Origin of the sequence: Streptomyces griseus subsp. griseus (genome assembly GCF_000720255.1) — a bacterium.
Classification (GTDB): Bacteria; Actinomycetota; Actinomycetes; order Streptomycetales; family Streptomycetaceae; genus Streptomyces; species Streptomyces griseus_I.
Window position 1 is genome coordinate 69,235 of the sequence record NZ_JOJE01000039.1, and the last position, 25,411, is coordinate 94,645.

At 71.5% G+C, this 25,411-nt stretch carries 24 protein-coding genes; 13 read left to right on the forward strand and 11 right to left on the reverse strand.

Annotated features, from left to right (window positions below; translation table 11 throughout):
- The first annotated feature begins 168 nt into the window (after positions 1–168).
- Complete coding sequence (locus IG99_RS35140; protein WP_037681403.1) at positions 169–369, forward strand: hypothetical protein; 201 nt, start codon at positions 169–171, stop codon at positions 367–369.
- A 196-nt stretch (positions 370–565) separates the two neighbouring features.
- On the opposite strand, the gene IG99_RS35145 is transcribed toward IG99_RS35140, so the two are convergent.
- Together IG99_RS35145 and IG99_RS35150 are read right to left on the reverse strand one after the other, a co-directional pair.
- Entirely contained in the window at positions 566–1,723 is a 1,158-nt protein-coding gene (locus IG99_RS35145) for an AI-2E family transporter (RefSeq protein WP_051866267.1), read from the reverse strand.
- A 358-nt stretch (positions 1,724–2,081) separates the two neighbouring features.
- Positions 2,082–3,794 (reverse strand): IlvD/Edd family dehydratase, encoded by a 1,713-nt coding sequence (locus IG99_RS35150; RefSeq protein ID WP_037681405.1) that lies wholly within the window; start codon positions 3,792–3,794, stop codon positions 2,082–2,084.
- 50 nt (positions 3,795–3,844) lie between these two features.
- Between IG99_RS35150 and IG99_RS35155 the strand changes: the two genes are divergently transcribed.
- The 5 genes from IG99_RS35155 to IG99_RS35175 all read left to right on the forward strand — a co-directional run bounded on the left by IG99_RS35155 (position 3,845) and on the right by IG99_RS35175 (position 9,508).
- Positions 3,845–4,669, forward strand: coding sequence for an IclR family transcriptional regulator (locus IG99_RS35155; RefSeq protein ID WP_037681407.1), 825 nt, complete (start codon positions 3,845–3,847; stop codon positions 4,667–4,669).
- A gap of 80 nt (positions 4,670–4,749) precedes the next feature.
- The gene (locus IG99_RS35160) at positions 4,750–5,610 is read left to right on the forward strand and encodes a fumarylacetoacetate hydrolase family protein (RefSeq protein WP_037681411.1); all 861 of its coding nucleotides are present in this window, start codon (positions 4,750–4,752) and stop codon (positions 5,608–5,610) included.
- A gap of 11 nt (positions 5,611–5,621) precedes the next feature.
- The gene (locus tag IG99_RS35165; RefSeq protein WP_037681414.1) at positions 5,622–6,644 is read left to right on the forward strand and encodes a zinc-dependent alcohol dehydrogenase; all 1,023 of its coding nucleotides are present in this window, start codon (positions 5,622–5,624) and stop codon (positions 6,642–6,644) included.
- 687 nt (positions 6,645–7,331) lie between these two features.
- The gene (gene uppS, locus IG99_RS35170) at positions 7,332–8,042 is read left to right on the forward strand and encodes a polyprenyl diphosphate synthase (protein WP_267882584.1); all 711 of its coding nucleotides are present in this window, start codon (positions 7,332–7,334) and stop codon (positions 8,040–8,042) included.
- The gene (locus tag IG99_RS35175) at positions 8,039–9,508 is read left to right on the forward strand and encodes an oxygenase MpaB family protein (RefSeq protein WP_037681419.1); all 1,470 of its coding nucleotides are present in this window, start codon (positions 8,039–8,041) and stop codon (positions 9,506–9,508) included. Before uppS ends, IG99_RS35175 begins: the two co-directional genes overlap by 4 nt.
- 517 nt (positions 9,509–10,025) lie before the next feature.
- Here the strand turns inward: IG99_RS35175 and IG99_RS35180 are convergent.
- Both IG99_RS35180 and IG99_RS35185 read right to left on the reverse strand, forming a co-directional pair.
- On the reverse strand, positions 10,026–10,634 hold the full coding sequence (locus IG99_RS35180; RefSeq protein ID WP_037681420.1) for a dihydrofolate reductase family protein: 609 nt from the start codon (positions 10,632–10,634) through the stop codon (positions 10,026–10,028).
- Positions 10,635–10,719: 85 nt separating this feature from the next.
- Positions 10,720–11,574 (reverse strand): AIM24 family protein, encoded by an 855-nt coding sequence (locus tag IG99_RS35185; RefSeq protein ID WP_078948105.1) that lies wholly within the window; start codon positions 11,572–11,574, stop codon positions 10,720–10,722.
- 100 nt (positions 11,575–11,674) lie between these two features.
- Between IG99_RS35185 and IG99_RS35190 the strand changes: the two genes are divergently transcribed.
- Complete coding sequence (locus IG99_RS35190; protein WP_037681424.1) at positions 11,675–12,421, forward strand: SDR family oxidoreductase; 747 nt, start codon at positions 11,675–11,677, stop codon at positions 12,419–12,421.
- A gap of 146 nt (positions 12,422–12,567) precedes the next feature.
- On the opposite strand, the gene alc is transcribed toward IG99_RS35190, so the two are convergent.
- On the reverse strand, positions 12,568–13,683 hold the full coding sequence (gene alc / locus IG99_RS35195) for an allantoicase (protein WP_037681427.1): 1,116 nt from the start codon (positions 13,681–13,683) through the stop codon (positions 12,568–12,570).
- Positions 13,684–13,739: 56 nt separating this feature from the next.
- Positions 13,740–15,080, reverse strand: a complete 1,341-nt coding sequence (allB, locus tag IG99_RS35200) for an allantoinase AllB (RefSeq protein WP_037681428.1) — start codon at positions 15,078–15,080, stop codon at positions 13,740–13,742.
- Positions 15,081–15,335: 255 nt separating this feature from the next.
- Between allB and IG99_RS35205 the strand changes: the two genes are divergently transcribed.
- Both IG99_RS35205 and IG99_RS35210 read left to right on the forward strand, forming a co-directional pair.
- Positions 15,336–16,133, forward strand: a complete 798-nt coding sequence (locus tag IG99_RS35205; RefSeq protein ID WP_037681430.1) for an IclR family transcriptional regulator — start codon at positions 15,336–15,338, stop codon at positions 16,131–16,133.
- 106 nt (positions 16,134–16,239) lie between these two features.
- The gene (locus tag IG99_RS35210; protein ID WP_037681433.1) at positions 16,240–16,548 is read left to right on the forward strand and encodes an antibiotic biosynthesis monooxygenase family protein; all 309 of its coding nucleotides are present in this window, start codon (positions 16,240–16,242) and stop codon (positions 16,546–16,548) included.
- A gap of 32 nt (positions 16,549–16,580) precedes the next feature.
- Here IG99_RS35210 and IG99_RS35215 read toward each other — a convergent pair whose 3' ends face one another.
- Positions 16,581–16,895, reverse strand: a complete 315-nt coding sequence (locus IG99_RS35215; protein ID WP_037681436.1) for a DUF5955 family protein — start codon at positions 16,893–16,895, stop codon at positions 16,581–16,583.
- A 199-nt stretch (positions 16,896–17,094) separates the two neighbouring features.
- Here IG99_RS35215 and IG99_RS35220 point away from each other — a divergent pair, with 199 nt between their 5' ends.
- Both IG99_RS35220 and aceB read left to right on the forward strand, forming a co-directional pair.
- Positions 17,095–17,694 carry a nucleotidyltransferase family protein gene (locus IG99_RS35220; protein WP_037681440.1) on the forward strand — a complete coding sequence of 200 codons (600 nt, stop codon included), beginning with the start codon at positions 17,095–17,097 and terminating at the stop codon, positions 17,692–17,694.
- A 106-nt stretch (positions 17,695–17,800) separates the two neighbouring features.
- Positions 17,801–19,426, forward strand: coding sequence for a malate synthase A (gene aceB, locus IG99_RS35225; protein ID WP_037681444.1), 1,626 nt, complete (start codon positions 17,801–17,803; stop codon positions 19,424–19,426).
- 13 nt (positions 19,427–19,439) lie between these two features.
- Here the strand turns inward: aceB and IG99_RS35230 are convergent, their stop codons facing one another.
- Positions 19,440–19,715 carry an Rdx family protein gene (locus IG99_RS35230; RefSeq protein WP_037681447.1) on the reverse strand — a complete coding sequence of 92 codons (276 nt, stop codon included), beginning with the start codon at positions 19,713–19,715 and terminating at the stop codon, positions 19,440–19,442.
- Positions 19,712–20,626 (reverse strand): HipA family kinase, encoded by a 915-nt coding sequence (locus IG99_RS35235; RefSeq protein ID WP_037681450.1) that lies wholly within the window; start codon positions 20,624–20,626, stop codon positions 19,712–19,714. Before IG99_RS35235 ends, IG99_RS35230 begins: the two co-directional genes overlap by 4 nt.
- Before the next feature lie 570 nt (positions 20,627–21,196).
- Between IG99_RS35235 and IG99_RS35240 the strand changes: the two genes are divergently transcribed.
- Positions 21,197–21,673: a hypothetical protein gene (locus IG99_RS35240; RefSeq protein WP_037681451.1), complete on the forward strand. Its 477-nt coding sequence runs from the start codon at positions 21,197–21,199 to the stop codon at positions 21,671–21,673.
- A gap of 201 nt (positions 21,674–21,874) precedes the next feature.
- On the opposite strand, the gene IG99_RS35245 is transcribed toward IG99_RS35240, so the two are convergent.
- Together IG99_RS35245 and IG99_RS35250 are read right to left on the reverse strand one after the other, a co-directional pair.
- Positions 21,875–22,105, reverse strand: a complete 231-nt coding sequence (locus IG99_RS35245; RefSeq protein ID WP_037681453.1) for a hypervirulence associated TUDOR domain-containing protein — start codon at positions 22,103–22,105, stop codon at positions 21,875–21,877.
- Between the two features lie 114 nt (positions 22,106–22,219).
- A complete protein-coding gene (locus IG99_RS35250; RefSeq protein WP_037681454.1) occupies positions 22,220–23,758 on the reverse strand; it encodes an IucA/IucC family protein in 1,539 nt (512 codons plus the stop codon).
- 100 nt (positions 23,759–23,858) lie between these two features.
- Here IG99_RS35250 and IG99_RS35255 point away from each other — a divergent pair, with 100 nt between their 5' ends.
- Positions 23,859–25,382, forward strand: a complete 1,524-nt coding sequence (locus tag IG99_RS35255; protein ID WP_037681456.1) for an IucA/IucC family protein — start codon at positions 23,859–23,861, stop codon at positions 25,380–25,382.
- Positions 25,383–25,411: the final 29 nt, after the last annotated feature.

Genomic DNA, 25,411 nt, shown 5'->3' on the forward strand with positions numbered 1-25,411 from the left:
TATGCGGGAGGCGCGCCTTCCGCTCCGCATCGGACGGGACGACCGACCAAAGTCGCGCCGCCGCGGACTTTCGGCCCGCCGGCCCTGCGACGACGGCGACTTCCGCCGGACGTCATCCCGCCCCGCGGCCGATGCGGGTGGGGGGTCCGCGGGGCGAGGGTCTGCTTCATGAAACAGGTGCTGGAGATAATCGGGTTCATCGCCTTCGTGCAGGGCGTGATGGGCCTGTTGCACGAGTTCGCCCACTGGGACGTGGGTCTGCTGCAACGTCTTGACTTCCTCGACGGTCACGGCGTCTTCGCGAGCGTCGTGCTGATCGTGCTGGCGGTCGCGCTGTTCGCCGTGGCAGAGAGCCGGAAGCCGGGTTGAGACCGGACGCCGGGTTTGGACCGGAAGCCGGGTTGAGACCGGAAGCCCACCCGTCCTTCCAAAGACGTCTACGGCCTGACGGTCCGGCACATGCGTCAGGCCGTGTGCCCCGACTGATCGCGTACCGCCCGACCGGAAGCGACGCGTGGGGTGCCCGCCGACCGCTTCTGACCGGCACCCCACTCGTGCCGACGGGTCAGGCTTCGGACACCGTGCCCTTGAGCCTGCGCGGCAGCGAGACAGCGAGAGCCCGGGTCGCGGCCTCTTCCGTACCACGGTCTCCCTCCTCGTACCGGCCCCGCAGCTCCGACACGACTCCGAACACCGCCGCCGTCATGGGCACGGAGAGGAGCATTCCGAGGACACCCGCGACCGAGGCACCGGCCGTGAGGGCCAGCAGAATCACCGCGGGGTGCATCTGCAGAGTCCGGCTCTGGATCATCGGCTGCAGCACATTGCCCTCGAGGAGCTGCACCACGAACACGACACCCAGGACCCACAGCGCGCTCCCGAGACCACCGTCGGCGAAGGCGACCAGGACCGCGACCGCGCCGGACAGGAGCGCGCCGAGGTAGGGGATGTACGCACCGATGAACACCAGTGCCCCGAGCCCGACCGCACCCGGTACGTCCAGGACGAGCAGACCGACAGTGATGCAGACGGCATCGATGAAGGCGACGATCGTGGTGCCGCGCATGAAGCCCTCGATCGCCCGGAAGGCGCGACGGGCCATCACCTCGAGCGTTCCACCGGAGCCCCGGGGGGCGAGCGAGTGCAACGCGGCGACGGCCCGGTCGGAGTCACGCAGGAAGAAGAACATGAGCAGGATCGCGAGCGTGCCCGTCGTGGCCATCTCGACGACCACGCTCACGCCGCTCAAGAGGCCCGAGACGGCGGTGCCGCCGAACTTCGACACCAGGTCCTTCGCGTTCGCGGCGAGACCGTCCAGGGGTGCCCCCGCCACTCCGAACCTCTCCTCGAGCGACGCGGCCGCGTCGCGCAGAGAGGAGATGATCTGGTCACCCGTGTCGATGAGGGCGGCCACCACGATGTACGCCACCCCACCCATGACCACGACGACGGCGGCACAGGTCAGCCCGGCGGCCAGCGACTTGTTGATCCTCATCGCGATCAGTCGGCGGTAGAGCGGGCCGAGCAGGGCCGCGCCGAGCAGCGCGAGCAGAACCGGCGTCACGACGGTCTCGAACGTGACGCAGAACCACACCACCACGGAGATGACACCGCTGACGAGGAGTACCAGAGCGCTCGCCGCGGCCACGCGTCGGGCGATCCCGTGGAGTGGGTTGTGCCGGGGCTCCGTCCGACGCCGGTCGGTCCGCCCCGGCCTGTTCATGGACGCGCCCGTGGTCCTGATCAGCGGACGCGTGCGGTGCATCGGCCTTCGCGGTCCAGATCCCCCGCTGTGTCTGCCCACTCTGCTCTTCTCCGCTCGCACGTGGCCGAATCCGACGACCACACGTCCCATGGGGGAGGTCGCCACGACGGGCTGCATGACCCAGCACTCAAACTAGGCGCGGAAATCCGGCCGCCCACGGCACCCGGGAAGCGAATACGCCACCGCCGCCTCCTACTTCGGTACTGGCGGCGCTCCTTCCGAGGCACCCGGGGCGGTACCCCGGTACTCATCGACCGGGCGTTCTCAGTCGCTCCGGCCCCGGTCACCCGACACGGGGACGAACGGGCGCATGGTGTCAGTGCGACTCACGGGTCACCGTCGAACCGCTGGAGCCGACCAGGAAGTCCAGGTCGGCGCCTGTGTCGGCTTGCAGGACGTGGTCGACGTAGAGGCGTTCCCAGCCGCGGCGGGGGGCGGCGAAGCCGTCGACGGTGGCCTGATCGGGCTTGCGGGCCGCCAGTTCGTCGGCGGGTACGTCGACGTCGATGCGGCGGGCCTCGACATCGAGGGTGATGACGTCCCCGGTCCGCACCAGGGCGAGGGGGCCGCCGGCCGCCGCCTCCGGGGCTACATGCAGCACGACGGTGCCGTACGCGGTGCCGCTCATCCGGCCGTCGCAGACACGGACCATGTCACGCACACCCTGTTCGAGCAGCTTCTTCGGCAGCGGCATGTTCGAGACCTCGGGCATCCCCGGGTAGCCCCTGGGGCCACAGCCGCGCAGGACGAGGACGGAGTCGGCGTCGACGTCGAGTTCGGGGTCGTCGATGCGGGCGCGGAAGTCCTCGATCGAGTCGAAGACCACCGCCCGGCCCCGGTGTATGAGCAGATGCGGGGAGGCCGCGGCCGGTTTGATCAGCGCCCCGTCGGGCGCGAGATTGCCGCGCAGTACGGCGATGCCGCCCTCGGCGACCAACGGTTCGGCGCGGGTCCTGATGACCTCGCCGTCCCAGATCGGCGCGTCTTCGAGGTATGCGACCAGCGGTGTGCCGGTGACGGTCAGCGCGTCGGGGTCGAGCAGATCGCGCACTTCGCGCAGTACGGCGAGGAGCCCGCCGGCGCGGTGGAAGTCCTCCATCAGGAAGCGTCCCGCCGGCTGCAGGTCGACCAGGACCGGTACGCGCGAGCCGATGCGGTCGAAGTCGTCCAGCGACAACTCGATGCCCAGCCGGCCCGCGATCGCCAGGAGATGGACGACCGCGTTCGTCGAGCCGCCGATCGCGGCCAGGGCAACGATCGCGTTGTGGAAGGACGCCTTGGTCAGGAACGTGCCCGGCCGCCGCTCCGCGCCCACCATGTCCACCGCCAGCCGCCCGGTGTGGTGCGCGGCCTCCAGCAGCCGGCTGTCGGGGGCGGGGGTTCCGGCCGTACCGGGGAGCACCGTGCCCAGCGCCTCCGCCACCAGGGCCATCGTCGACGCCGTGCCCATGGTGTTGCAGTGCCCGCGACTGCGGATCATCGACGACTCCGACCGGGCGAACTCCTCCTGGGAGAGCGTGCCGGCCCGGACCTCCTCCGACAGCTGCCACACACCGGTGCCGCAGCCCAGCAGGCTGCCGCGGAAGGTCCCGTTGAGCATCGGACCGCCGGGGACCACGACCGCGGGCAGATCCACCGAGGCGGCGGCCATCAGCAGCGACGGGATCGTCTTGTCGCAGCCGCCGAGCAGCACCACGCCGTCGATGGGGTTGGCCCGCAGCATCTCCTCCGTGGCCATCGCGGCCATGTTGCGCCACAGCATCGCGGTGGGCCGCACGTTCGTCTCGCCGAGTGACACCACCGGCAGGTCCAGCGGGATCCCGCCCGCTTCGTACACGCCGTTGCGCACCGAGGCGGCGACCTCGTCCAGGTGCGCGTTGCAGGGGGTCAGGTCCGAGGCGGTGTTGGCGATGGCGATCTGCGGCCGGCCGGTGAAGGCGTCACCCGGAACGCCCCGTCGCATCCATGCCCGGTGGATGTAGGCGTTGCGGCCCTGCCCCTCGTACCACTGCGCGCTGCGGAGCCTCACCCTGGAGCCCCTTCCAGTAATCGGTACGGCAATCTAGAGTCTGGAACGCCATGAAGCATACGCAGACATCCGACGAATCGACAGACCCCGGCGAGGACAGCGCGACAGGCCCCGACGGCGGCCGTCTCGTCGGCTCGGACCGGGTGCTCGCCGTCCTGAGGGAACTCGCGCGGTATCCCGACGGTGTGGGACTGGACGAGGTGACCCGGGTGATCGGCAGTCCCAAGCCGACCGTGCACCGGGCGCTCGGCGCACTGCGCCGCGCCGGACTGGCCGACCAGGACGACCGTGGCCGTTATGTGCTCGGGGACGAGTTCCTGCGGATGGCGTTCGCCCACCACGAGGCCCGTCCCGATCATGTCCGCGTCCGTCCGGTCCTCGAGGCGCTCGCGCACCGGTTCGGCGAGACGGCTCACTACGCCGTGCTCGACGGCCGGGAGGTCGTCTACCGCGCCAAGGTCGACCCGCCCTCCGGTGCCGTCAAGCTGACGTCGACGATCGGCGGCCGCAACCTCGCCCACTCGACCGCCGTCGGCAAGCTGCTCCTCGCCCGGCACCTGGGCACCCTCGACGAGGTCAAGGCGTGGATGGACGGCGCTGACCTGGAGCGCCTGACACCCCGGACGCTGTGTACGGCCACCGATCTGCACCATGGGCTCAGGGCCACGGTCGAACAGGGCTACTCATGTGACGACCAGGAGAACGAGATCGGCGTCAACTGCCTCGCCCTGCCCGTGTACCTCACCTCGCCCACGACCCCGTCCGGGGCGGTGAGCATCAGCGCGCTCGCCTACCGGATGCCGCTGACCACCCTGGTGGACGCGCTCGACGAGATCCGCGCCCTGCTCGGTCCGCTCGGCGAACCCCACTCCTGACTTACCGCCACTCCCCATCGCCACTCCCCATCGACGCACCCCATCGACCCACCCCATCGACCCACCCTGGAGACAGCCCCGTGTTCCTCATGCGTATTGGCGCCCCCGGCGCCGAGAAGCCCGTCGCCCGTGTCGACGACGAGACCTATGTCGACCTCTCCGACGTCGTCACCGACTTCGACGAGGCGTTCTTCGGGTCGGGCGGCATCGACCGCGTCCGCCCCGTCGTCGCCGAGCGCGCGGAGGCGGGCCAGGTGTCCCGTTTCGCCGGAGAACGCGTCGGCGCTCCGGTCGCGCGCCCGCACCAGATCCTGTGCATCGGCCTCAACTACCGCGACCACGCGGCGGAGAGCGGCATGCCCGTCCCCGACGAGCCGATCCTGTTCACCAAGTCGCCCAACACCCTGATCGGCCCGAACGACGACGTGCGCATTCCCCGCGGGTCCACCAAGACGGACTGGGAGGTGGAACTCGGCATCGTGATCGGCCGCCGCACCAGCTACCTGGACTCGGTGGCGGAGGCACGTGACGCCATCGCCGGATACGTCGTCGTGAACGACGTCAGCGAGCGCGCCTTCCAGCTGGAACGCGGCGGGCAGTGGGCCAAGGGCAAGTCCGCGGAGACCTTCAACCCCGCCGGCCCGTGGCTCGCCACCAGCGACGAGATCGACGACGTGCTCGACCTCGGCATGTGGCTGGACGTCAACGGCGTGCGCCGGCAGACCGGCAGCACCAAGACGATGATCTTCGACCCGTACTTCATCGTGCACTACCTCAGCCAGTTCCTCGTCCTGGAACCCGGCGACCTGATCAACACCGGTACCCCGCCCGGGGTCGGCATGGGTCTCACCCCGCCGACGTATCTCCAGGCGGGTGACGTGATGGAGCTGGGTATCAAGCACCTCGGCAGCCAGCGTCAGCTCGTACTCGGACCCCGGTGAGCCGTCGCCTCATGCGCGCCTTCGTCCTGACCGCCCCCGGCCAGTACGAGGTCCAGGACCTCCCGGCGCCGGTGGCCGGCCCGGGCGAGGTCGTCGTCGACGTCGAGCGGGTCGGCGTGTGCGGCACCGACATGGAGTTCTTCACCGGCGAGATGGCCTACCTGCACCAGGGACACTCCTCCTACCCGATGCGGCCGGGCCACGAGTGGGCCGGGCGTGTCGCGGCGGTCGGCGACGGCGTCGCCCCGGGCTGGCTCGGCCGTCGTGTCATGGGCGACACCATGCTCGGCTGCGGCGCCTGCCGCCGCTGTCTGCGCGGGCGCCGGCACGTGTGTGAGGAGCGGCAGGAAGTCGGTATCCGCGGGGGCCGGGCCGGGGCCCTGGCCGAGCAACTCGCCGTTCCGGCCTCGTCGTTGCACGCCCTGCCCGGCTCCGTCGACCCCGTGCTCGGCGCGCTCGTCGAGCCGGGCGGCAACGCTCTGCGCGCCGCCCGGGCCGCCGCACCCCGGCCCGGGGACCGCGCCCTCGTCCTCGGTCCGGGGACGATCGGTCTGCTGACAGCGATGTTCCTCCGGGCCGCCGGCGCCGAGGTCCACCTGATGGGCACGACCGCAAGCTCCCTCGCCTTCGCCCGCGGGCTGGGCTTCGCACACACATGGACCGAGGACTCTGTTCCGGACCTGCCCTTCGACGCGGTCGTCGACGCCTCGAACGCCGCCCATCTGCCCGCGCGGGCACTGGAACTCGTCGAACCGGCCGGACGCCTCGTCTACATCGGGCTGGCCGGCGGACCCAGCCGCATCGACACCCGCGCCCTCGCCCTCAAGGACGCCACCGCGGTCGGCGTCCTGTCCGCCTCCCCCGGCCTCGACGCCACCATCCGCGCCTACGCCGACGGATCCGTCGATCCCAGGCCGCTCGTCGCCGCCACCGTCGGCCTCGCCGAGGCCGGCTCAGTCCTCGCAGGCGAACGCCCCGCGAACGCCGGGCCCGGCCCCAAGATCCACGTCGACCCACGATCGACTGCACGGTGAGCCCGGCCCCATAGCGACTTCCACGGCGCCGGCGCGATCGTCACCGGCGGCGGCAACGGCGGCATCGGGCCGCCACGGCCGCCCTGCCGCCCTGCCGCCCTGCCGCCCTGCCGCCCTGCCGCGAGAGCGTGGGGCGCGGGTGGCCGTCCCCGGCCCCGGACACCGACAGCGCCCCGGCGGGGGTGCATGCCCTGCGGGGGGCGATCCGGCACGCGGCGGCGGCAGGAGCCCCCCGGACGGCCGCACCAACAGCCAGGTCGCGGTACGCCGAGGGCTGGTTCCGCTCACTCACAGTCCATGGGGCGACGATGGCTCGGCGGGGGCGGCGGAGACGGAGGGAGGCGGAGGCGAAGACGGATGAGGTTGTCGATCGTGGTCACCGGAGAGAGCTGCCGATGCCGAAGGGAATCGGACATATGAGCCAAGGGTGACGGCCCCCCGTTCGGCCGGTCAGGACCCTTCCGTGCCGCCAGACTCCTAGGAGGGAACGCTCCGGTGGGGCGTGCATATGGGCGATACGGGGTGGGCGTGACCGAGCGCGGTAGGGCCGACCGTGCCGCTCCGGGCGAGACGGGGCTGGGTGTGACGGATCACGGCGTCCATCGCGCACGCACGGCAACGGGGGACGGGCCGGGTGGGCGAAAGTACGGCAACGAGCAGCGGCGGGACGATGGGCCGGCGCGTGCGGTGCCGCGGCACGTAGCCTGCGTGATGGACGGCAACGGCCGCTGGGCTCAGCGGCGTTCGCTTCCACGAACGGCGGGCCATCGGGCTGCGGAGACCACCGTCATCGACATCATCGAGGCGGCCCGGTCGGCCGGAGTCGAGTGGCTCAGCCTGTACGCCTTCTCCACCGAGAACTGGAACCGCCCCGGCACCGAGGTCGACTACCTGATGCGCCTGGTCCGCCGGGTTGTGCGCAAGCACGCACCACTGCTTCTCGCCCGCGGCATCCGCTGCCGCTTCCTCGGGGCCGCCGACCCGCGCATTCCCGGGGAGCTGGCCCAGGACTTCGACGATCTGGCGACGCTGACCGCCGACAACCAGGGGATGACGCTCACCGTCGCCTTCGACCACGGTGGACGCCGAGACATCGTCGAGGCCGCCAGGTCGCTGATCCGCAACGGGACACAAGCCGACGAGGTGACCGAGCGGCTCTTCGCGGACCACCTGCCGTTCCCCGACACCCCCGACGTCGACCTCGTCATCCGCACCTCCGGCGAGCAGCGCATCTCCAACTTCATGCTCTGGCAGGTCGCCTACGCCGAGTGGGTCTTCCCTGAGGCGCTCTGGCCGGACTTCCGGGCCCCTGACTTCCTCGCCTGCCTGCACACCTACCGGCGCCGTGACCGCCGCTTCGGCGGCGTCCCACCCCAGACGAACGGAGACCCGTCATGACGACTGGAACCACGGGAACGGCCGACGAGACACCCCTGTTCGCCCCGGAATCGCAGTTCCGTGCCTTCTTCGACGACCCGCGCTGGGCGCTGGCCATAATCCGCGCCACCGTGCTGGAGGCCGCCCACCCGCAGATCGGCGCCGCCCTCGCCGACAACTCCACCTTCGTCGCCCACCCCTGGCGTCGGCTGCGCAACACCTTCCTCAGCATGCGGCGCATGTTCGACGCCGACCCAACGGTACGTGAACGGGAGGCCGCCCGGCTCAACAGGCTGCACGCCCGCATGAGCGGCTCCGACACCCGCGGCCGCGCCTACGACGCCATGGACCGCGCGACCCGCGCCTGGGTGGTCGCCACCCTCTACGAGAGCGCCGTGACCATGTGCCGACTGAGCGGTCAGCCGCTCGACCAGGACACCATGGAGCGCATGTACGCCGAGTACCGCGCCTTCCTCGCCGCGCTCGACGGCGACGCCGGGGAACTACCCGAGGACCTGAACGACTTCTGGCGGTACTTCGACAGGGTCGTCGAAAACGAGCTGGAGAACACCGAGGCAGCCCGCATCATCCTCTACCGGCTCTTCGACCACCTGCCCGCCCCGGCACTGCTCGACGGCGCGCCGACACTGTGGGCGGCCGGCCGGGCCGTCGTCGGTCCGCTCCTCGGTGCGATCACCGTCTCCTCGCTCCCCGAGCCCTACCGGCGCAAGGCCGGCCTGCCCCAGATGCCCGGCGCCCCGACCCTCATGCAGGGCGCCTACCTCGCCGCCGGGCTCACCCGTTTCCTGCCCGAGGGCTGGATCAATGCCGAAACCATCATCGAGGCCCTCTCCCTCTCGCCCGACAGCGACGACCCCCGCGCCCGGACCGTGACCGCGCTGCGCGCCCGCATGAAGCGCGCATCGGCCCTGCTCCGCCTCCTCACACCACTGAGCGGTGACACGGGCCCCGACCAGGTCCCGGCTACCTCGGCGGCCACGGGAGAAGGCCGGCGCTCGGCGGAGGAGTTCTTCCGTCAGGTGCTGGACCAGACCGGCGACGGCCACCTCGACTGGCCTGACCTCGCCGCCATGGCACGCGAACTGGCCACCCGCCTTGACCTGGACGAACCCGAGGAGACCCGGCTCTACGACGCCTTCGCCGCCTGGTGGCGCGAGCTCCAGGCCGCCCTCGACACGGACGGTGACGGCCGTGTCAGCGCCGACGAGTACGCCGCTGCCGTACCCTCCCTCGCCGGTCCCGCGCTCATCCGCGTCGCCGAGGTGCTCTTCGACGCCACCGACAAGGACGGCAGCGGGACCATCAACGCGGACGAACACCGGGCGCTCTTCCGCACCGCCTTCCACCGCGACCTCACCACCACTGACGGCACCTACGGCCGCAGCGCCTTCGTGGGCGACTTCCTTTCCTTCATGTCCGGCCGCCGCAGGAACACCGCTTATGACCCCCTTCTCGCCGACGCCTGACGAACTCGCGCATGTTGGCGGCCACGGCTGCACGCTTCGTACCCACGCCCGGATTTGTGGCTCAGGTGGCGGCGAAATCTCCTCGAGCGGCAGGACCTCCTGGGCGCGCGCTTCTCGTCCACGTACTCGTCGCTTTGGTGGCGTCGGCAGCTAGCCGGTGCTGTGACCGGGAAGGTTCACCGGAGTCGAGAGTGGACGGGTCGTTTGGTGGGCGTTGGTGATCGCGAAGGCGGCCAGCTTCCCTTCCGTTGCGGTGAGGGTCTGGCCCGCCCGCACGGTACGCACCTCAGCAAACTGAGTCGGATGCAGCACGACATCGGATCGCCTCGCTCGTCCGGTTCGATCAGCGCCAGCAGTGCCGGACGCAGCTCCGGATTGATCTGCGATCCTCTTGCGGTCTCCGCCCGGCCGCCGCACCCGCCCCAGAGGCTCCTCGCCCGCCTGCAACGTCCGGGATGCGCACACCACATCAACGAGCCAAGGGACGGGAAGCAACACCTTGATGATCTGCAAGCCCTTAGTACGAGCCGTACTCCGGGCGGCCCGCCAGGTCGTACGACTGGATGGAGACGCCCGCGGCGGTGATGCGGCCTGCGGTGTGGCGGAAGGCGGTGGGGAGGCTGCCCTCCGTGAAGAGGCGGCGGCCGGCGCCGAGGACGACCGGGAAGGTCATCAGGTGGACGGTGTCGACGAGGTCGAGGGCGAGCAGTGAGCGGGCGAGGGCGCCGCTGCCGTGCACCTGGAGCTCGCCGTCGGTGCGCTCCTTGAGTGCGGTGACCTCCTTGGCGAGGTCACCGGCGATCACGGTCGTGTGGGCCCAGCCGGGGTCGGTGAGGGTGCTCGAGGCGACGTACTTCGGCAGGCCGTTCAGCTTCGAGGCGATCGGGTCGGCCGGGTCGGTCATCTTCGGCCAGTAGGAGGCGAAGATGTCGTAGGTGCGGCGGCCGAGGAGGAACGCGCCGACGCGGTCGAAGACCTCGGTGACGAAGCGGCCGAAGTCCTCGTCGCCGTACGGGACGCTCCAGCCGCCCTGGTCGAAGCCCCCGCTGGTGTCCTCCTGGGGGCCGCCGGGGGCCTGGTAGACGCCGTCGAGGGTGACGAAGGTGGTGAGGACGAGCTTGCCCATGGCGGGTGCCTGCCTTCCGGGGGTTGGGTCGCTGGACGACAACTGTCATCAGCTCAGACCCCACCGGCACCCGCAACTCATCGCCTCAGCCCGCGTTGGTCGAGAACAGCCCGCCCGTCGGGCCCTGCTTGTCGCCGCCCTGGGCCTTCTTCAGCGCGTTGGCGAGGCTCTCGATGGTGAGGGACTGGAGGATCACGCGGCCGTTGCCCTCCAGGGTGGCCAGGGAGAGACCCTCGCCGCCGAACACGGCGTTCATGAGGCCCTGGCGGTTGAGGCCGCCGACGCGCTGGACGCCGTACTGGATGCCCTCCTCGAAGGCGACGAGGCAGCCCGTGTCGACCTCGATGCGGCCGCCGAAGTCGGCCGGGTCGAGGTCGATGAAGTTGCCCGCGCCGGCGATGATCACCGTGCCGCGGCCGGTGAACTTCTCCAGGATGAAGCCCTCGCCGCCCTTCGTGCCGGTGCGGCCGCCCTGGAAGGCGATGCCGAAGTCGACGGTGGACTCGGCGGCCACGAAGGCGTCCTTCTCGGCGAACCACGCGCGTGTGCCGTCGAGCTCCAGAGCGCGCATCTCGCCGGGGAGGACCCCCGCGAAGCCGACGGTGCCCTCGCCGCCCTGCGCGGTGAAGTACTGGAACGCCAGCGACTCACCCGCGAGGGCGCGCTGGCCGACCTGCATGGCGGTGCCCATGGCTTGGCGCAGCATGCCGCCCATGCCGCCGCCGCCCACACCGCCGCCGCCCACACCGCCGCTGCCCGAGCCGCCGCCCTGGGACCCGCCGCCGCCGCTGCCGGACGGGCCGGACAGGCGGGTCTCCATGGTCACGTTCGCCGTCTTGAACAGGAACTTCCCGGCTTCGCAGTACACGGTCTGGCCGGGACTGAGGTTGACCACCGCCATCTGCATGGCGTTGCCGACGATTTCTTGCTGAAGAGTCACGACCGGAGAACGCGGGAGGTGGAGGGAAGAGTTCCGGGACCCCGAGGTCGACGTCCGTTCGCCGCCAGCGCGTGGGCGGGCCGGCCGCTGGGATGGACCCATGACAACCATCTACGGAACCCTGAACGGCAAGGCGGCCCTGGTGACCGGCGGCAGCCGGGGCATCGGTGCGGCGACCGCCCTGCGGCTGGCCCGGGAGGGCGCTGACGTGGCGGTGACGTACGTGAACGGCAAGGAGGCGGCCGCGGACGTGGTACGCGCCGTGGAAGACCTCGGGCGGCGTGCGGTCGCCCTGCGGGCGGACTCCGCGGACGCGTCGGAGGCGGCGGACGCGGTGCGCCTGGCCGCGGAGGCGCTGGGCGGGCTCGACGTGCTGGTGAACAACGCCGGCGTCGGGCTGCTCGGGCCTCTGGAGAGCCTGTCGCTCGCCGATGTGGACCGGGTGCTCGCCGTGAACGTCCGGGGCGTCTTCCTGGCCTCCCAGGCCGCAGCCGCCCGCATGACCGCCGGAGGCCGCATCATCACGGTCGGCAGTTGCATGGCCCAGCGGGTCCCCGGCCCCGGCGGCACGCTCTACGCGATGAGCAAGTCGGCGCTCACCGGTCTGACCAAGGCGCTGGCCCGGGAGCTCGGCGGCCGCGGCATCACGGCGAACGTCGTGCACCCCGGTCCGATCGACACCGACATGAACCCCTCGGACGGGCCGTACGCGGCGGGGCAGGCGCAGATGACGGCCGTGGGCCGCTTCGGAACGGCCGACGAGGTGGCGGCGACGGTCGCCCACCTGGCCGGAGCCGACTATGTCACCGGCGCCGAGTTCTCCGTGGACGGCGGCCACGCGGCCTGACGGCGCGGCGGGGGTTTCCTGCCCCCGCCGCCCGACGCCGGACGGGCTGGAGCAGTGAACCGGCGCCGGCGGGCGATCCTTCGGTCGACGGAGCGCAGTGGTGGCTCGGCGGGCCCGGGGGCCGGAGCCGGAGACCCCAGGGGCAGTCAGCCGCCGAGTTCCTGGTGTCGGGCCGACAGGCGGCTCGCGCCCTCCTCCGTCAGGGACCCGAACAGGCGCAGGCGGGAGATGCCTCCGTCCGGATATATGTCCACGCGCGCGTGCGTTCCGATCGCCGGGGTCGGGAGGACGAAGCGGTGGTTGGTGTCGGGCTGGAGGCGGGCACGGGGGAGGAGCTCCGTCCACTCGCCGCCCTCGCCGTCCCTGACGGAGACCGAGGCCCAGCCCGCGCTGTTGCCCTTCAGGTACGCCGTGTCGATCTCGAGCGCGCGGATCTGGGACTGGGCGGCGAGCCGGTAGCTGATCCAGTCGTTGCCCTGGTCGCGGCGGCGCCGTGTCTCCCAGCCGTCGTCCATCTTGCGGGAGCGGCCGGGCTGGATGGTGTTGGTCGCCGGGGAGTAGAAGAGGTTGGAGGCGTCCTCGACCCGGCCGCCGTTCTCCAGGGCGACCACGTCGAAGGTGCCGAGCACCGCCAGCCAAGCGGGGTCCGGGACGACCTCGCCGTACACGCGCAGGCGCGCGATGCCGCCGTCGGGGTGCTGGTTGACGCGCAGGTGGGTGATGCGCTGTTCGACCGAGACGGAGAAGCCGTTCGCCGCGTGACCGCCCACCGGGGTGCGCGGGACCAGCGTCGTCCACTTCACGTCGTCGCCGAGGAGGTCCTCCGGGGACGGGGAGCCGGGCATGGACGTGCCCTCGACCGAGACCGCCTGGGGGTAGTTGCCCCGGAAGTGGGCCGTGTCGACGACGATGCCGCGGACGACACCGGGTGCGCCCAGACGGACCAGCGCCCAGTCGTGGTCCTCCGCCGTCGGCCAGGGGTGGTCGGCCGAGGCTCCGCGCCGGCGTCGGGTCTCCCAGCCGTCCATGATCTTGCCCTTGTGCCCGAAGTGCTCGGGGTCGAACTCGGCCCGGCCGGGCAGCAGCAGGTTCTCGCGCTGGGCGAAGAACTCGTCGTTGGCGGCGATCACACCGGCGCCGAGCTGCCGGTCGGCGAGGTTGGCGTGGTGGGTGAAGGGGAAGTCGGCGGTGCGGTGGTCCGCGTAGGGGTCACCGCCTCCGTAGGGGCTCGCGTCGCCGGTGAAACGAGGTATCGCCGTCACAGTGATCAGGGCTTCCTTTCGGGAGTCGGCCGGTGCGGGCGCGGGGGCCACGCGGGTCAGTGGGGCCTGGTGAGCAGTCGTCCCTTCGGTGCGGTGAACTCGCCACCGGCGACGATGCGTTCGCCGCGCAGCCAGGTGGACTTCACGACGCCGTGGAGGGTGCGGCCCGCGTACGCCGTGACGCGGTTGCGGTGCTGGAGGGCGGCCGGGTCGACGGTGAAGGTCTCGTCCGGGGCGAGGACGGCGAAGTCGGCGTCGCGGCCCGGCGCGATGGCGCCCTTGTGCGCGTCGAGTCCCACCAGTTCCGCCGTGCGGGTCGACATCCAGCGGACCACGTCCTCCAGGCCGTGGCCCCGCCTGCGCGCCTCGGTCCACACCGCTGCCAGGCTCAGCTGGAGGCCCGAGATACCGCCCCAGGCCGTCGCGAAGTCCGGCGTCTTGAGGTCGGCCGTCGACGGGGAGTGGTCGGTGACCACGCAGTCGATGGTGCCGTCCGCCAGTGCCTGCCAGAGGAGGTCCTGGTTGGCGGCCTCGCGGATGGGCGGGCAGCACTTGAACTCGCTGGCTCCGTCCGGGACCTCCTCGGCGGTGAGGGTCAGGTAGTGGGGGCAGGTCTCGACCGTGATGCGGACGCCCTCCGCCTTGGCCGCGGCGATCAGCGGCAGCGCGTCGCTGGAGGACAGGTGCAGGACATGCACGCGCGCGTGCAGGCGCTTCGCCACCTCGATGAGCCCCGCGATGGCGGAGTCCTCCGCGTGGCGGGGGCGGCTGGCGAGAAAGTCCGCGTAGCGGGGGCCGCCCTGCTGCGGGGCGGTGTCGAGGTGGTGGGGGTCCTCGGCGTGCACGATCAGCAGGCCGTCGAAGCCGGCGATCTCCGTGAGGGAGTGGCCGAGCCTGCCCTGGTCGAGGTGCGGGAACTCGTCGACACCGGACGGGGACAGGAACGCCTTGAAGCCGAAGACCCCGGCGTCGTGCAGCGGACGCAGCTCCTTGACGTTGTCGGGCAGCGCACCGCCCCAGAAGCCGACGTCGATGTGTGCCTTGGCGGCGGCGACCGCCTGCTTCGTACGGAGGTGGTCGACCGTGGTGGTCGGCGGGAGGGAGTTGAGGGGCATGTCGACGAGGGTGGTGATGCCGCCGGCCGCGGCCGCGCGGGTGGCGGTCCAGAAGCCCTCCCACTCGGTGCGGCCCGGGTCGTTGACGTGGACGTGGGTGTCGACCAGGCCGGGCAGCAGGACGTGGTCGCCGAAGTCCTCCAGGCGGGCGCCCTCGGGGAGGGGCCCGTCGTGGGGCAGGACGGCCGTGATCCTCCCGGCGGAGACGGTGACCGAGGCGGCACGCGTCCCTTCCGGAGTCACGACCCGCGTGGAGCGCACCACCAGTTCAGCGTCGGACACCCGAACCCCTTCCTTCCGCTCGCTCAGGAGGATTTCCACGAAACGGAATTCAACTTTCTGTTGAAGGAGTCTTCACTCCCGCCGACGCGCCGTCAAGGGCACACTTCTCCACAGTGCACCTCCCACAGCCGTCCTGTACGTTTCCACAAGACGGAATCAGAATTCCGGTAAGCAGAACGTAGCTACGCACCAGCAGGGAGTCAACCGACTGCCGGGTAGGCTTCTGCCTCCTGCCAGCCCCGAAAGGAACGCGCCGTGCCGACGTCCAGCGCCAGCACCACCGACTCCGCCAGGTCCGCCGGCGGCGGGGTCCAGTCCCTCGAGCGCGCCTTCGATCTGCTGGAGCGGATGGCGGACGCGGGCGGCGAGGTCGGGCTGAGCGAACTGTCCGTGAGCAGCGGGCTGCCCCTCCCCACCATCCACCGCCTGATGCGCACCCTCGTGGCCTGCGGTTACGTCCGTCAGCAGCCCAACCGCCGGTACGCGCTCGGCCCCCGCCTGATCCGCCTCGGCGAGTCCGCCTCCCGGCTGCTCGGCACCTGGGCCCGCCCCTACCTCGCCCGGCTGGTCGAGGAAACCGGCGAGACGGCGAACATGGCGCTGCTCGACGGGGACGAGATCGTGTACGTGGCGCAGGTGCCGTCGAAGCACTCGATGCGCATGTTCACCGAGGTGGGCCGGCGCGTGCTGCCGCACTCCACGGGTGTCGGCAAGGCGCTGCTCGCGGGATTCCCGGACGCCGAGGTGCGCGCCCTGCTGGGCCGCACCGGGATGCCCGCCGCGACGGAGAAGACGATCACCACCCCGGACGGCTTCCTGGCCGCGCTGCAGGACGTCCGGCGCCTCGGCTACGCGGTCGACGACAACGAGCAGGAGATCGGCGTGCGGTGCCTGGCGGTCTCCGTGCCCGACTCCCCCACCGCCGCGGCCATCTCCATCTCGGGCCCGGCCGGCCGGGTCACGGACACGGCGACGGACCGGATCGTGCCGGTGCTCCAGCAGGTGGCGGTCGAACTGTCGGACGCCCTGGCGAACACCGCGCCGCCGGCGTAAGGACCCATGGGCGGGCCACGCCGACCCGTTCGGCCCGGCTCCGGGGGCAGGCTCGGCGCGAGGCTCCTAGCGTGTGGCCAGAGACCGGCGACGAAGCGAGGTACCCATGCTGCAGGAGAGCAAGACCTGGTCCTCGGGAAACTGGCACGTGAAGGCGGGCCAGGGCGAGGATTTCGTCGAGCGCTGGCAGGAGTTCCTCACCTGGACCAAGGAGAACAACGACGGCTTCCTCGGCGCCCGCCTGATCCGCAACCTGGGCAGCCCGCAGTCCTTCGTGTCGTTCGCCGCCTGGCAGGACCTCGACTCGATGCGCGCCTGGCAGAGCTCGCCGGAGTTCACCGAGCGTCTCGCAGCCTGCCGGGCCCTGTGCGAGGACATGCAGAGCGGCGGCTACGAGCTGGCCTGCGCCGTCTGAGCACCACCCGCGCCCCGCCCCCGGGCCCTGGGTCACCGGCGCGGCGGCTCCCCGAACCGCTCCACCGCGCTGCGCACGTTCCCGAGGCTCGTCGACAGTGCGCTCACCGAGCCGATCGCCCCGGCTATCAGGAGCAGTGAGCGACGCAGCCGGGGGATCTCCGGGACGCCGTGGGTCGTCATCGCGGCGAGGGCGGCGAGTTCGTCCTCGGCTATGGCCCGGTCGGGGAAGTCGGCGGGGTGCGCGGCGAGTTCACGGCGCAGGCGGGACACAGCCGTCCGCAGTCCCGTCACCCTCGGATCCTCGTCGCTGCCGGTCACTGGTCTTTGCCCCAAGCTCCGCAACACAGCTCTCCCCCCAGGAAACGCCGTCGTGCACGTGCCTCGTGATCTTCGTCCGCGATCCCCTCGTGCGCCCCGTGGCGCTGGTCGGGCACCGGGAGACGCGGGTCAGTAAACGCCACCCGGGCCCGGCGCGCCACCACACGGACCGAAATTCAGCCCGGGGAAACCGTGCGGTCGCCCCGGGGTCAGGTATGCAGGACGTATGACGCAAAAGGAAGACCTGGTGGCCGGGTTGGTCCTCGCCGCGGGCGGCGGGCGGCGGCTCGGCGGACGACCCAAGGCGCTCCTGGACCATCGGGGGCGACCGCTCGTCGAGTACGCGGTCGGAGTGCTGCGTTCGGCCGGCTGCGCGCGCGTCCATGTGGTCCTGGGGGCGGCCGCCGACGCCGTACGGGAGCGGGCGGCGCTCGACGGGTGCGCGCTGGTGGAGAACCCGGCGTGGGAGCGGGGCATGGGGTCCTCCCTGCGAGCGGGGCTCGACTCGCTGGGCGGGACGGGGGCGCGGGCGGTGCTGGTCTCGCTCGTCGATCAGCCCGGCATCGGTGGCGAGGCGGCGGCGCGGGTGCTGGCCGCGTACCGCGACGAGACGTCCCTGGTGGCGGCGGCCTACGACGGAGTGCGCGGGCATCCCGTGCTGTTCGGCGCGGCCCACTGGGCGGGCATCGCGTCGGCTGCCACCGGCGACCGTGGGGCACGTGACTATCTGAAGGCCCACGAGGAGGCGCTCACGCTCGTCGAGTGCGGGGACGTGGCGCGGCCCTTCGACATCGACACGCCGGAGGATCTCGCGCACCTCGAGTGAGGAGTATCTCGACATCAACAAAGCATTGAACTTCCACGATAAGGAAACTAGTATCCATTTTTGCAAGGGCACCTGGTGCCACGCTCGCTGAAGGAAGTGACAGCTCATGTCCGCACCAGCGCCGTCCCCGCTGGCCATCGTCGACGCCGAGCCCCTGCCGCGGCAGCAGGAGGTCCTCACCGAAGCGGCACTCGCCTTCGTGGCCGAGCTGCACCGGCGCTTCACCCCTCGCCGTGACGAGCTTCTCGCCCTCCGGGCCCGGCGCCGCGCCGAGATCGCCCGCACCTCCACGCTCGACTTCCTGCCGGAGACCGCCGCGATCCGCGCCGACGACTCCTGGCAGGTGGCCCCCTCCCCCGCGGCCCTCGACGACCGCCGGGTGGAGATCACCGGCCCCACCGACCGCAAGATGACCATCAACGCCCTGAACTCGGGCGCGAAGGTGTGGCTCGCGGACTTCGAGGACGCCTCCGCGCCGACGTGGGAGAACGTCGTCCTCGGTCAGCTCAACCTGATCGACGCCTACACCCGCAGCATCGACTTCACCGACCCGAAGTCCGGCAAGTCGTACGCCCTGAAGGACAACAGCGAGCTCGCCACGGTCGTCATGCGGCCGCGCGGCTGGCATCTGAACGAGCGTCACCTCGTCGACGCCGACGGCAACCAGGTCCCGGGCGCCCTCGTCGACTTCGGCCTGTACTTCTTCCACAACGCCAAGCGCCTCCTCGGCCTCGGCAAGGGACCGTACTTCTACCTCCCCAAGACGGAGTCGCACCTGGAGGCCCGCCTGTGGAACGAGGTGTTCGTCTTCGCGCAGGACCACCTCGGCGTCCCGCAGGGCACCGTCCGCGCCACCGTCCTCATCGAGACGATCACCGCCGCGTACGAGATGGAGGAGATTCTCTACGAACTGCGCGAGCACGCCTCCGGGTTGAACGCCGGCCGCTGGGACTACCTGTTCTCCATCGTCAAGAACTTCCGTGACGGCGGTGCCAAGTTCGTCCTGCCGGACCGCAACGCGGTCACGATGACGGCCCCGTTCATGCGGGCGTACACCGAACTCCTCGTCCGCACCTGCCACAAGCGGGGCGCGCACGCGATCGGCGGTATGGCCGCGTTCATCCCCTCGCGCCGGGACGCGGAGGTGAACAAGGTCGCGTTCGAGAAGGTCCGCGCCGACAAGGACCGTGAGGCCGACGACGGTTTCGACGGCTCCTGGGTCGCCCACCCCGATCTGGTCCCCATCGCCATGGAGTCGTTCGACCGGGTCCTCGGCGACCGGCCCCACCAGAAGGACCGGCTGCGCGAGGACGTCGACGTCAAGGCGGCCGACCTGATCGCGGTCGACTCGCTGGAGGCCAGGCCGACCTACGCGGGTCTGGTCAACGCCGTGCAGGTCGGCATCCGTTACATCGAGGCCTGGCTGCGCGGGCTGGGCGCCGTCGCGATCTTCAACCTGATGGAGGACGCGGCCACCGCCGAGATCTCCCGCTCGCAGATCTGGCAGTGGATCAACGCGGGCGTCGTCCTCGACAACGGCGAGCAGGTCACCGCCGAGCTGGCCCGCGAGGTCGCCGCCGAGGAGCTGCGCAACATCCGGTCGGAGACCGGCGAGGAGGCCTTCGCGGCCGGCCACTGGCAGCAGGCCCACGACCTGCTCCTGCAGGTCGCCCTCGACGAGGACTACGCCGACTTCCTCACGCTCCCGGCGTACGAGCAGCTGCGCGGCTGAGCCTCGGGAGACCTCACCGGTCCGAGTGGCCCAGGGACTTCCCCGGGGCCACTCGGTCGCGTACGAGCTTCTTCACGGCCGTCGGCTCGGGGAAGCCCTGCTCCCGGCGGTCCCAGACGACCTCGTCATTGACCCGGACGACGAAGACCCCGCCCTTGCCCGGCCTCAGGGCCAGCTCCGTCAGCTCGGCCTCGAACGTCGTGAGCAACTCCTGGGCCAGCCAGGCGGCGCGGGGCAGCCAGCGGCACTGGGTGCAGTACTCGATCTCCACACGCCGGCCGTCCGTCATCCGAGGTGCACCGACCAATCCTGTTCCGCCGCCGGCTTGCCGTGCAGGTCGGGCACCCGCTTGAGCCAGTTCGGGCGACCCTGCTGCGTCCTCGCCGTGCGGCGGGCCTCATCGGCGGCGAGTTCCTCCCGGGTGGGGAAGTCGGTGGGGAGCCATGCCGCGGACGTCCGCACGCGCGCGTGGAGGTGGTCCACGTACGCCGCGCGGGCCTCCTCCGGCGTGGCGAAGCCGGGCTCGTCGGCCAGCCAGGCGTCCGGCACCTCGTCCACGATCGACCGCAGCAGCTCCTCGGTCACCCTGGGCGCCAGCTCCGCGTCGGCGGCCCGTACCTCGGGGCCGTAGCGACCGAGGGCGTGGTGGCGGAAGTCGTAGGCCTTCGCGGGGTCGGCGGCGTCCCAGCGGTGGTGGAAGACCAGGGCGGCGCCGTGGTCGATGAGCCACAGGCGCGGGGGCACGGTCCCGAAGGTCGGCCAGACCATCAGGTTGGAGCTGTGGACCGTGCGGTCGACGTTCACGGTCAGGGCGTCCAGCCAGACGATCCGGCCCGCCTCCAGCGGGTCCACGCGGGAGACCTCGGCGACCTCCGGGGTGAAGTCCTTCGCGCCCGGCAGGTAGTCCATGCCGAGGTTGAGTCCCGCGCTGGCGTCGTGGAGTTCGCGCAGCTCCTGATGGGGCTCGTCGTCGGCGATCGCCGGGTCGAAGTGCACGAGGACCAGCTCCGGGAACCGCAGCCCGAGGGCGCGCGCCAGCTCACCGACGATCACCTCGGCGACCAGCGCCTTACGGCCCTGCGCGGAACCGGTGAACTTCACGACGTACGTGCCCAGGTCGTCGGCCTCGACGACGCCGGGGACGGAGCCACCGGAGCGCAAGGGTTCGACGTAGCGGATCGCTGTGACCTCTCTCAACACTTTCGAAGGTCCCGTCGCATGTTCACCTTATATTCCACGACTACCTCCGAGGGCTGACAATCCGGGGAAACGCCCACGATCACCCTTGAGGAGAATCTGGGAGTTCCGACTGGCACGCTCGCCTCTCTTTCTCCCCAGCAGTCCGTCGAGGGCCGTGCGCCCCTTGCTCCCGGCCTCCGGCATGAAGTGAGCATAGTAACCAGCGAACGAGCAGGGCCTCACCCACGCTGTCAGGGCTGACGGCGGGTTACCTCCTCTGACGGCGGAGAGCCACCGTGGCCCGTCCATCCCTGGATGCGCCGACCAGGCACACGGCTCCCCCGGTGAGAGGGCTTGATGACTCCTTGGGTGGGACTTGGTTGTTGTCGGTCGATCTCGGGGGAAATCCATGAGGGCCGACTGATCGAGTGTGAAGAGACCATCGACAACATCCGCAAGATTTGCGGCGGATGACCTGGAAGGTACTGTCTCCGCGCTGGCCACCGGACGAACACGCCCTGTCGCCGCCACCACGGGGGCGGCGACAGGGCGCCGGCCTCCCCCAGGACACCTCAACCGAGCTGCGTGAACATGACCCCAGACGTCGTCTCCGTCCGCCCCGACATCTGGCACGCGGCAAAGGTCTTCTCCCTCTTCATCGCGTTCTTCGCGCTCAGAGCGGCCCTGTCCCGCGACACCGTCGACCGATGGATCCTCGTCGGTGGCACGGCGTTCCTCATTGCCGCGCTCGTGATCCTTCGCCGGCTCTTCGTCGTCACCATCACCTCCGACACGGTCATGGTGCGACAGCCGCTCCGCACTGTCTCGATCAGCACGGACGAACTCCGGTCGGTGTCGGCAAAGGCGCTCAGCCGACGCCCGCCCATGTGGGCACTGACCCTGGTCGGCGCCGACGGGACACACACCACGACAAGCATGACGTTCGTGGCCGTGGCCGAGCGCAGGCGGTTGCTCGCGGCCATCGAACAGCGAACGGCTCCCGGCGTCGTGCGGCGGGACGACGCCCTGCCGGCCATGATCGCCGAGGAGGACCCCACACCTGACTGACCGTTGCCGGATGCTGCGACGGCGGCGCTGGGCCGGGTTCCAGGATGCACATCCTGCCGGACGCGAGCGGACTGCCCCTCCTCGTCGGCGACCCGACCCCCACAGCGGCCGGTGTTTCACGCCGCAGCGCCCGCACGCGGACAAAGCCCATGACCGGGCTGATCTGTGTAGATGGCTCGTCAGTGCGTTGGTGCGCGGGCGTCACTTCTTCTTCTTCAACGCGGACGGCTTGTGCACCGCGGAGCGTCCGGACTTCTCGCTGCGGACCTGGTACTGCGGGTCCTCGGGCGAGGCCGACACGGTGCGTCCCGCGGCTTCCGTCCGCTCGGTGATCTCCTTCTCCACCTCGCCCTCGGCCTGGCCACCGTGGCTGCTCCAGGCGACCTTGTCCCCCTTTCCCAGCTTCTTTCCCCCGCTACGGCTCTTCGCCATGGCGTTCTCCTCGCTGCGCGCCGCGTACCGTTCGACGACGGCTCGATGCCTCTCCTCCAGGGTGCGGGCTCGCCGTCCGCGTCGCAGCCCGCGAGCGGGCGGCCGCGGACCGGCCTAGCGTGCGGCCAGCGGGTTCGGCAGCGGCAGGTAGCGGGCGTCGGCGCCGTCCGCGCCCGTCCAGCGCAGCAGGAGGTTCGTCTTGCCGGGGAGGGTGGGTGAGGTGAGCAGCTCGGCGGTCTCGGGGAGGTCGTGGCGGGCGAGGACGCGGCGGGCGGCGGGCCAGGGGTCGAAGCCGGGGTGGCGTTCGGCGAGGGCGCCCGCGATCTCGGTGAGGTGGTTGACGACCAGGCAGTACACCAGGCGCTCCCAGCCGGCGGCCCGCGGGACGTCCGGCAGCAGCTTGACGCCCTCGGCGTCCCGGAACAGCGCCTGCGCGGGCATACCGTCGGCGTCGACGGCGACCAGGGTGTTCTGGAGGTGCGCCTCCAGGACGACGCCGTGTTCGGCGAAGGCCGCCAGGGCGGGCGGCACGACGGCCCCCAGGTACGCCTCCCACCAGGCGTCCGGGGCGGTGGTGTCGTCCAGGGGGCTGCCGGCGAAGCCCTCCACCAGGCCCGCGGCGAGCAGCGGGGTCGTGCCGGGCCGCAGATGCGCGCGCAGGCCGTCGCGGACCAGGACGGCCAGCTCCTCGTAGGCGAAGTCGGCGGTGCGGTAGCCGCGGTCGCTCAGCCAGGCCGCCGGGCCGTCGAACGCGGTGAACGCCTCGTGTGCCGCCCGGTCGGTGCGGCGGAGTTTCAGCAGGTCGTGGCGCCAGAGCCGACGGATGTCGTTGGTGATGCGGACGTCCAGACTGAACTTCAGGAACAGGTCGCGCTCGGGTGCGTACAGCGTGCGGACCGCCGCTGTCGGCCAGGCCTCGCTCGCGGTGGTGCCCAGGCGGACGAGCCGGCCGTCGGCGAAGGCGTCGGCCAGTCGCGGTCCGAGCAGATCGAGCTGCCAGGGGTGGGCGGGCAGCAGCCGGTAGCCGGGAGGGGCCTCGCCGAGGGCGTCGAGGGCGGTGGTGTCGCCCTCGTCGACCACGGTGTCCTCGCGCACGCCGAGCAGGGCCGGCGGGAAGCCGGCGTAGGCCTCGGGGGCGTACGGCAGCCAGGCGGCGACGGGCCCGCCGCCGCGGGCCTTGGGCGCGGGGTGGTGGGGGTGGCCGGTGAGGAGGGACTGCTCGGAGCGCCGGTACGGGTCGTCGGGCGGGGTGGCACGCGCGCGTGCGGCGAGCAGCGCGGCGACGGCGTCGCGGCTGTCGGTCATCTCGACGGGCAGGTCGTGGTTGGACAGGCCGGTGTGGCGGCGCAGCTCCTCGGCGACGAGCTTGACGAGTTCGGGGTGGCCGAGACGGTGCCAGGCACCCAACGTGTACACCTCCGGGTCGGCGGGCCGCCGCTCGCCCCGCACCCGCAGCAGCCGGCCCCCGCCGGGCAGCCGGTACACCCGCCGTCCGTCCCGGTCCGGCAGCTGCTCGGCCACCTCCCGAAGGAGGCAGTTGAGCAGGGGCGCGGCCGCGTAGGCGTCGGCGCGCCGGGCGATGTGCGCCGCGGCATCATCGTGTGCCGGGGCGTCGTCGCCGGCGGGCGGGGGCAGGAGGTCCACGCGATCCACTCGTTCCTACGGTGCCGTCGGACGGAGACGATCAGTATCACCGCCTTCACGTCATACCGTGACGCCCGACTCGTACGACTCGTACCCGAGGAGCCCGCCCGTGCACCCTGTCCCCGCCGCCGAGGCCGAGGTCGCGGCCGACCTGGCCGCCGTGCGTCCCGACCTCGGCGCACGGTACGCGGCCGAGCTGCCCGGTGCCCGGGCCGCCGTGCTGACCCGCCTGTGGCGAGCGCTCGCCCATGAGCCGCTGCCGTGGATCACCGGCCGTGAGCGGGGCAGGGACGGCCTCACCCTGCGCCTCGCCGACGGCCGCCGGCTGCACGGGCCGCACCCGGACCCGTACGCCACCTCCGCCTACGTGACGACGGTGCGGCTGGAGGAGGTGGCGTACGACCGTCCCGCACGACTGCTGACCGGCCTCGCGGTACCGCACGGGGCGGCCTTCGCGGCGGAACTCGACCACAGCGCGGCGTCGTTGGCGTTGTCGCGAGCGGGACAACCGCCCCACTCGGACGCGTGGCCCGCCCGACCGTGGGAGTGGGAGCAGCGGGTGGTGGACGGGCATCCATACCATCCCAACTGCCGTTCCCGGCCCGGTTTCTCGGTGGCCGAGCAGCTGGCGTACGGGCCGGAGCACCGGCCGCTGGTGGAGCTGGGGCTGATGCCGGTCCCGGTGGAGGAGTGCCTGGTGACGGGGGTGTGGCCACAAACGTTGCGGGACGGGGGGCGGCTGCTGATCCCGGTGCATCCGTGGCAGGCGGCGCATGTGCTCAAGGCGCCCCGCGCGGAGGGGCTTCCGGCGCAGCGCGTCCTGGCCGCGCATCCGCTGCTGTCGCTGCGCACCCTCGCCCTGCCGGACGGGCCGCATGTGAAGACCGCGTTGAGCGCCCGGCTGACGTCGTCGGTGCGGGACATCTCGGTGGGGTCGATCGCGCTGTCCGCGACGCTGTCGGCCTTCGCGCAGGCGCTCGCGGAGCGCACGGACGGACTCCTGCACGTCACGCGCACCCTGGGCGCCGCCACCGCGAACTCCCCGGATCTGGCAGCGGTGTTGCGTGAGTCACCGCAGTCGTACACGGCACCCGGAGAACATGTGGTGCCGGTGGCCGCCCTGGCCGCCACAGGGCTGCCCGGCTCCCGCGACTGGCTGGCCGACTTCGCGCGGCTCGCCCTCACCGTCGGGTTGCGGCTGCTGGAACTGGGGGTGGCGCTGGAGGCACACGGCCAGAACCTGCTCGTCGTGCTGTCGGCGACGGGCGCCCCGCTGCGGCTGGTCTACCGCGACCTGGCAGACGTCAGGATCAGTCCGGCCCGGCTGGCCCGGCACGGCATCCCGGTGCCGGAGCTGACCGGACGGGTCGTCACGGACGATCTGCCAACGCTGCGGCGCAAGTTGTTCGGGTCGCTGGTGGCCGGGGCGCTGGCGGGGGCGGCCGGCTCGGGCGAGGCACTGGGCGCGGCACTGGAGACGGCCGTACGGGAGCTGCCGCGCACGCCGGACGTCGTGGCGCTGTGCGAAGCGCCGCTGCCGGTCAAGGCGTTGACGTTGATGCGGTTGTCACCGGGGGTGAGCGGCGATCAGTGGGCGGAGCTGCCCAACCCCCTGAGGGGACCCTCGTTTTGAAGCGGGGCGCTCCTGATCAATAGGATCCG

Excerpts from the sequence above, each read along its gene's own strand:
- IG99_RS35190 (WP_037681424.1), top strand. The coding sequence starts at position 11,675 with ATGACAACCATCTACGGAACCCTGAACGGCAAGGCGGCCCTGGTGACC.
- IG99_RS35230 (WP_037681447.1), bottom strand. The coding sequence starts at position 19,715 with ATGACGGACGGCCGGCGTGTGGAGATCGAGTACTGCACCCAGTGCCGC.
- IG99_RS35165 (WP_037681414.1), top strand. The coding sequence starts at position 5,622 with ATGCGCGCCTTCGTCCTGACCGCCCCCGGCCAGTACGAGGTCCAGGAC.
- IG99_RS35240 (WP_037681451.1), top strand. The coding sequence starts at position 21,197 with ATGACCCCAGACGTCGTCTCCGTCCGCCCCGACATCTGGCACGCGGCA.
- IG99_RS35245 (WP_037681453.1), bottom strand. The coding sequence starts at position 22,105 with ATGGCGAAGAGCCGTAGCGGGGGAAAGAAGCTGGGAAAGGGGGACAAG.
- IG99_RS35155 (WP_037681407.1), top strand. The coding sequence starts at position 3,845 with ATGAAGCATACGCAGACATCCGACGAATCGACAGACCCCGGCGAGGAC.
- IG99_RS35145 (WP_051866267.1), bottom strand. The coding sequence starts at position 1,723 with ATGAACAGGCCGGGGCGGACCGACCGGCGTCGGACGGAGCCCCGGCAC.
- IG99_RS35175 (WP_037681419.1), top strand. The coding sequence starts at position 8,039 with ATGACGACTGGAACCACGGGAACGGCCGACGAGACACCCCTGTTCGCC.
- aceB (WP_037681444.1), top strand. The coding sequence starts at position 17,801 with ATGTCCGCACCAGCGCCGTCCCCGCTGGCCATCGTCGACGCCGAGCCC.
- IG99_RS35140 (WP_037681403.1), top strand. The coding sequence starts at position 169 with ATGAAACAGGTGCTGGAGATAATCGGGTTCATCGCCTTCGTGCAGGGC.
- IG99_RS35180 (WP_037681420.1), bottom strand. The coding sequence starts at position 10,634 with ATGGGCAAGCTCGTCCTCACCACCTTCGTCACCCTCGACGGCGTCTAC.
- IG99_RS35210 (WP_037681433.1), top strand. The coding sequence starts at position 16,240 with ATGCTGCAGGAGAGCAAGACCTGGTCCTCGGGAAACTGGCACGTGAAG.
- IG99_RS35220 (WP_037681440.1), top strand. The coding sequence starts at position 17,095 with ATGACGCAAAAGGAAGACCTGGTGGCCGGGTTGGTCCTCGCCGCGGGC.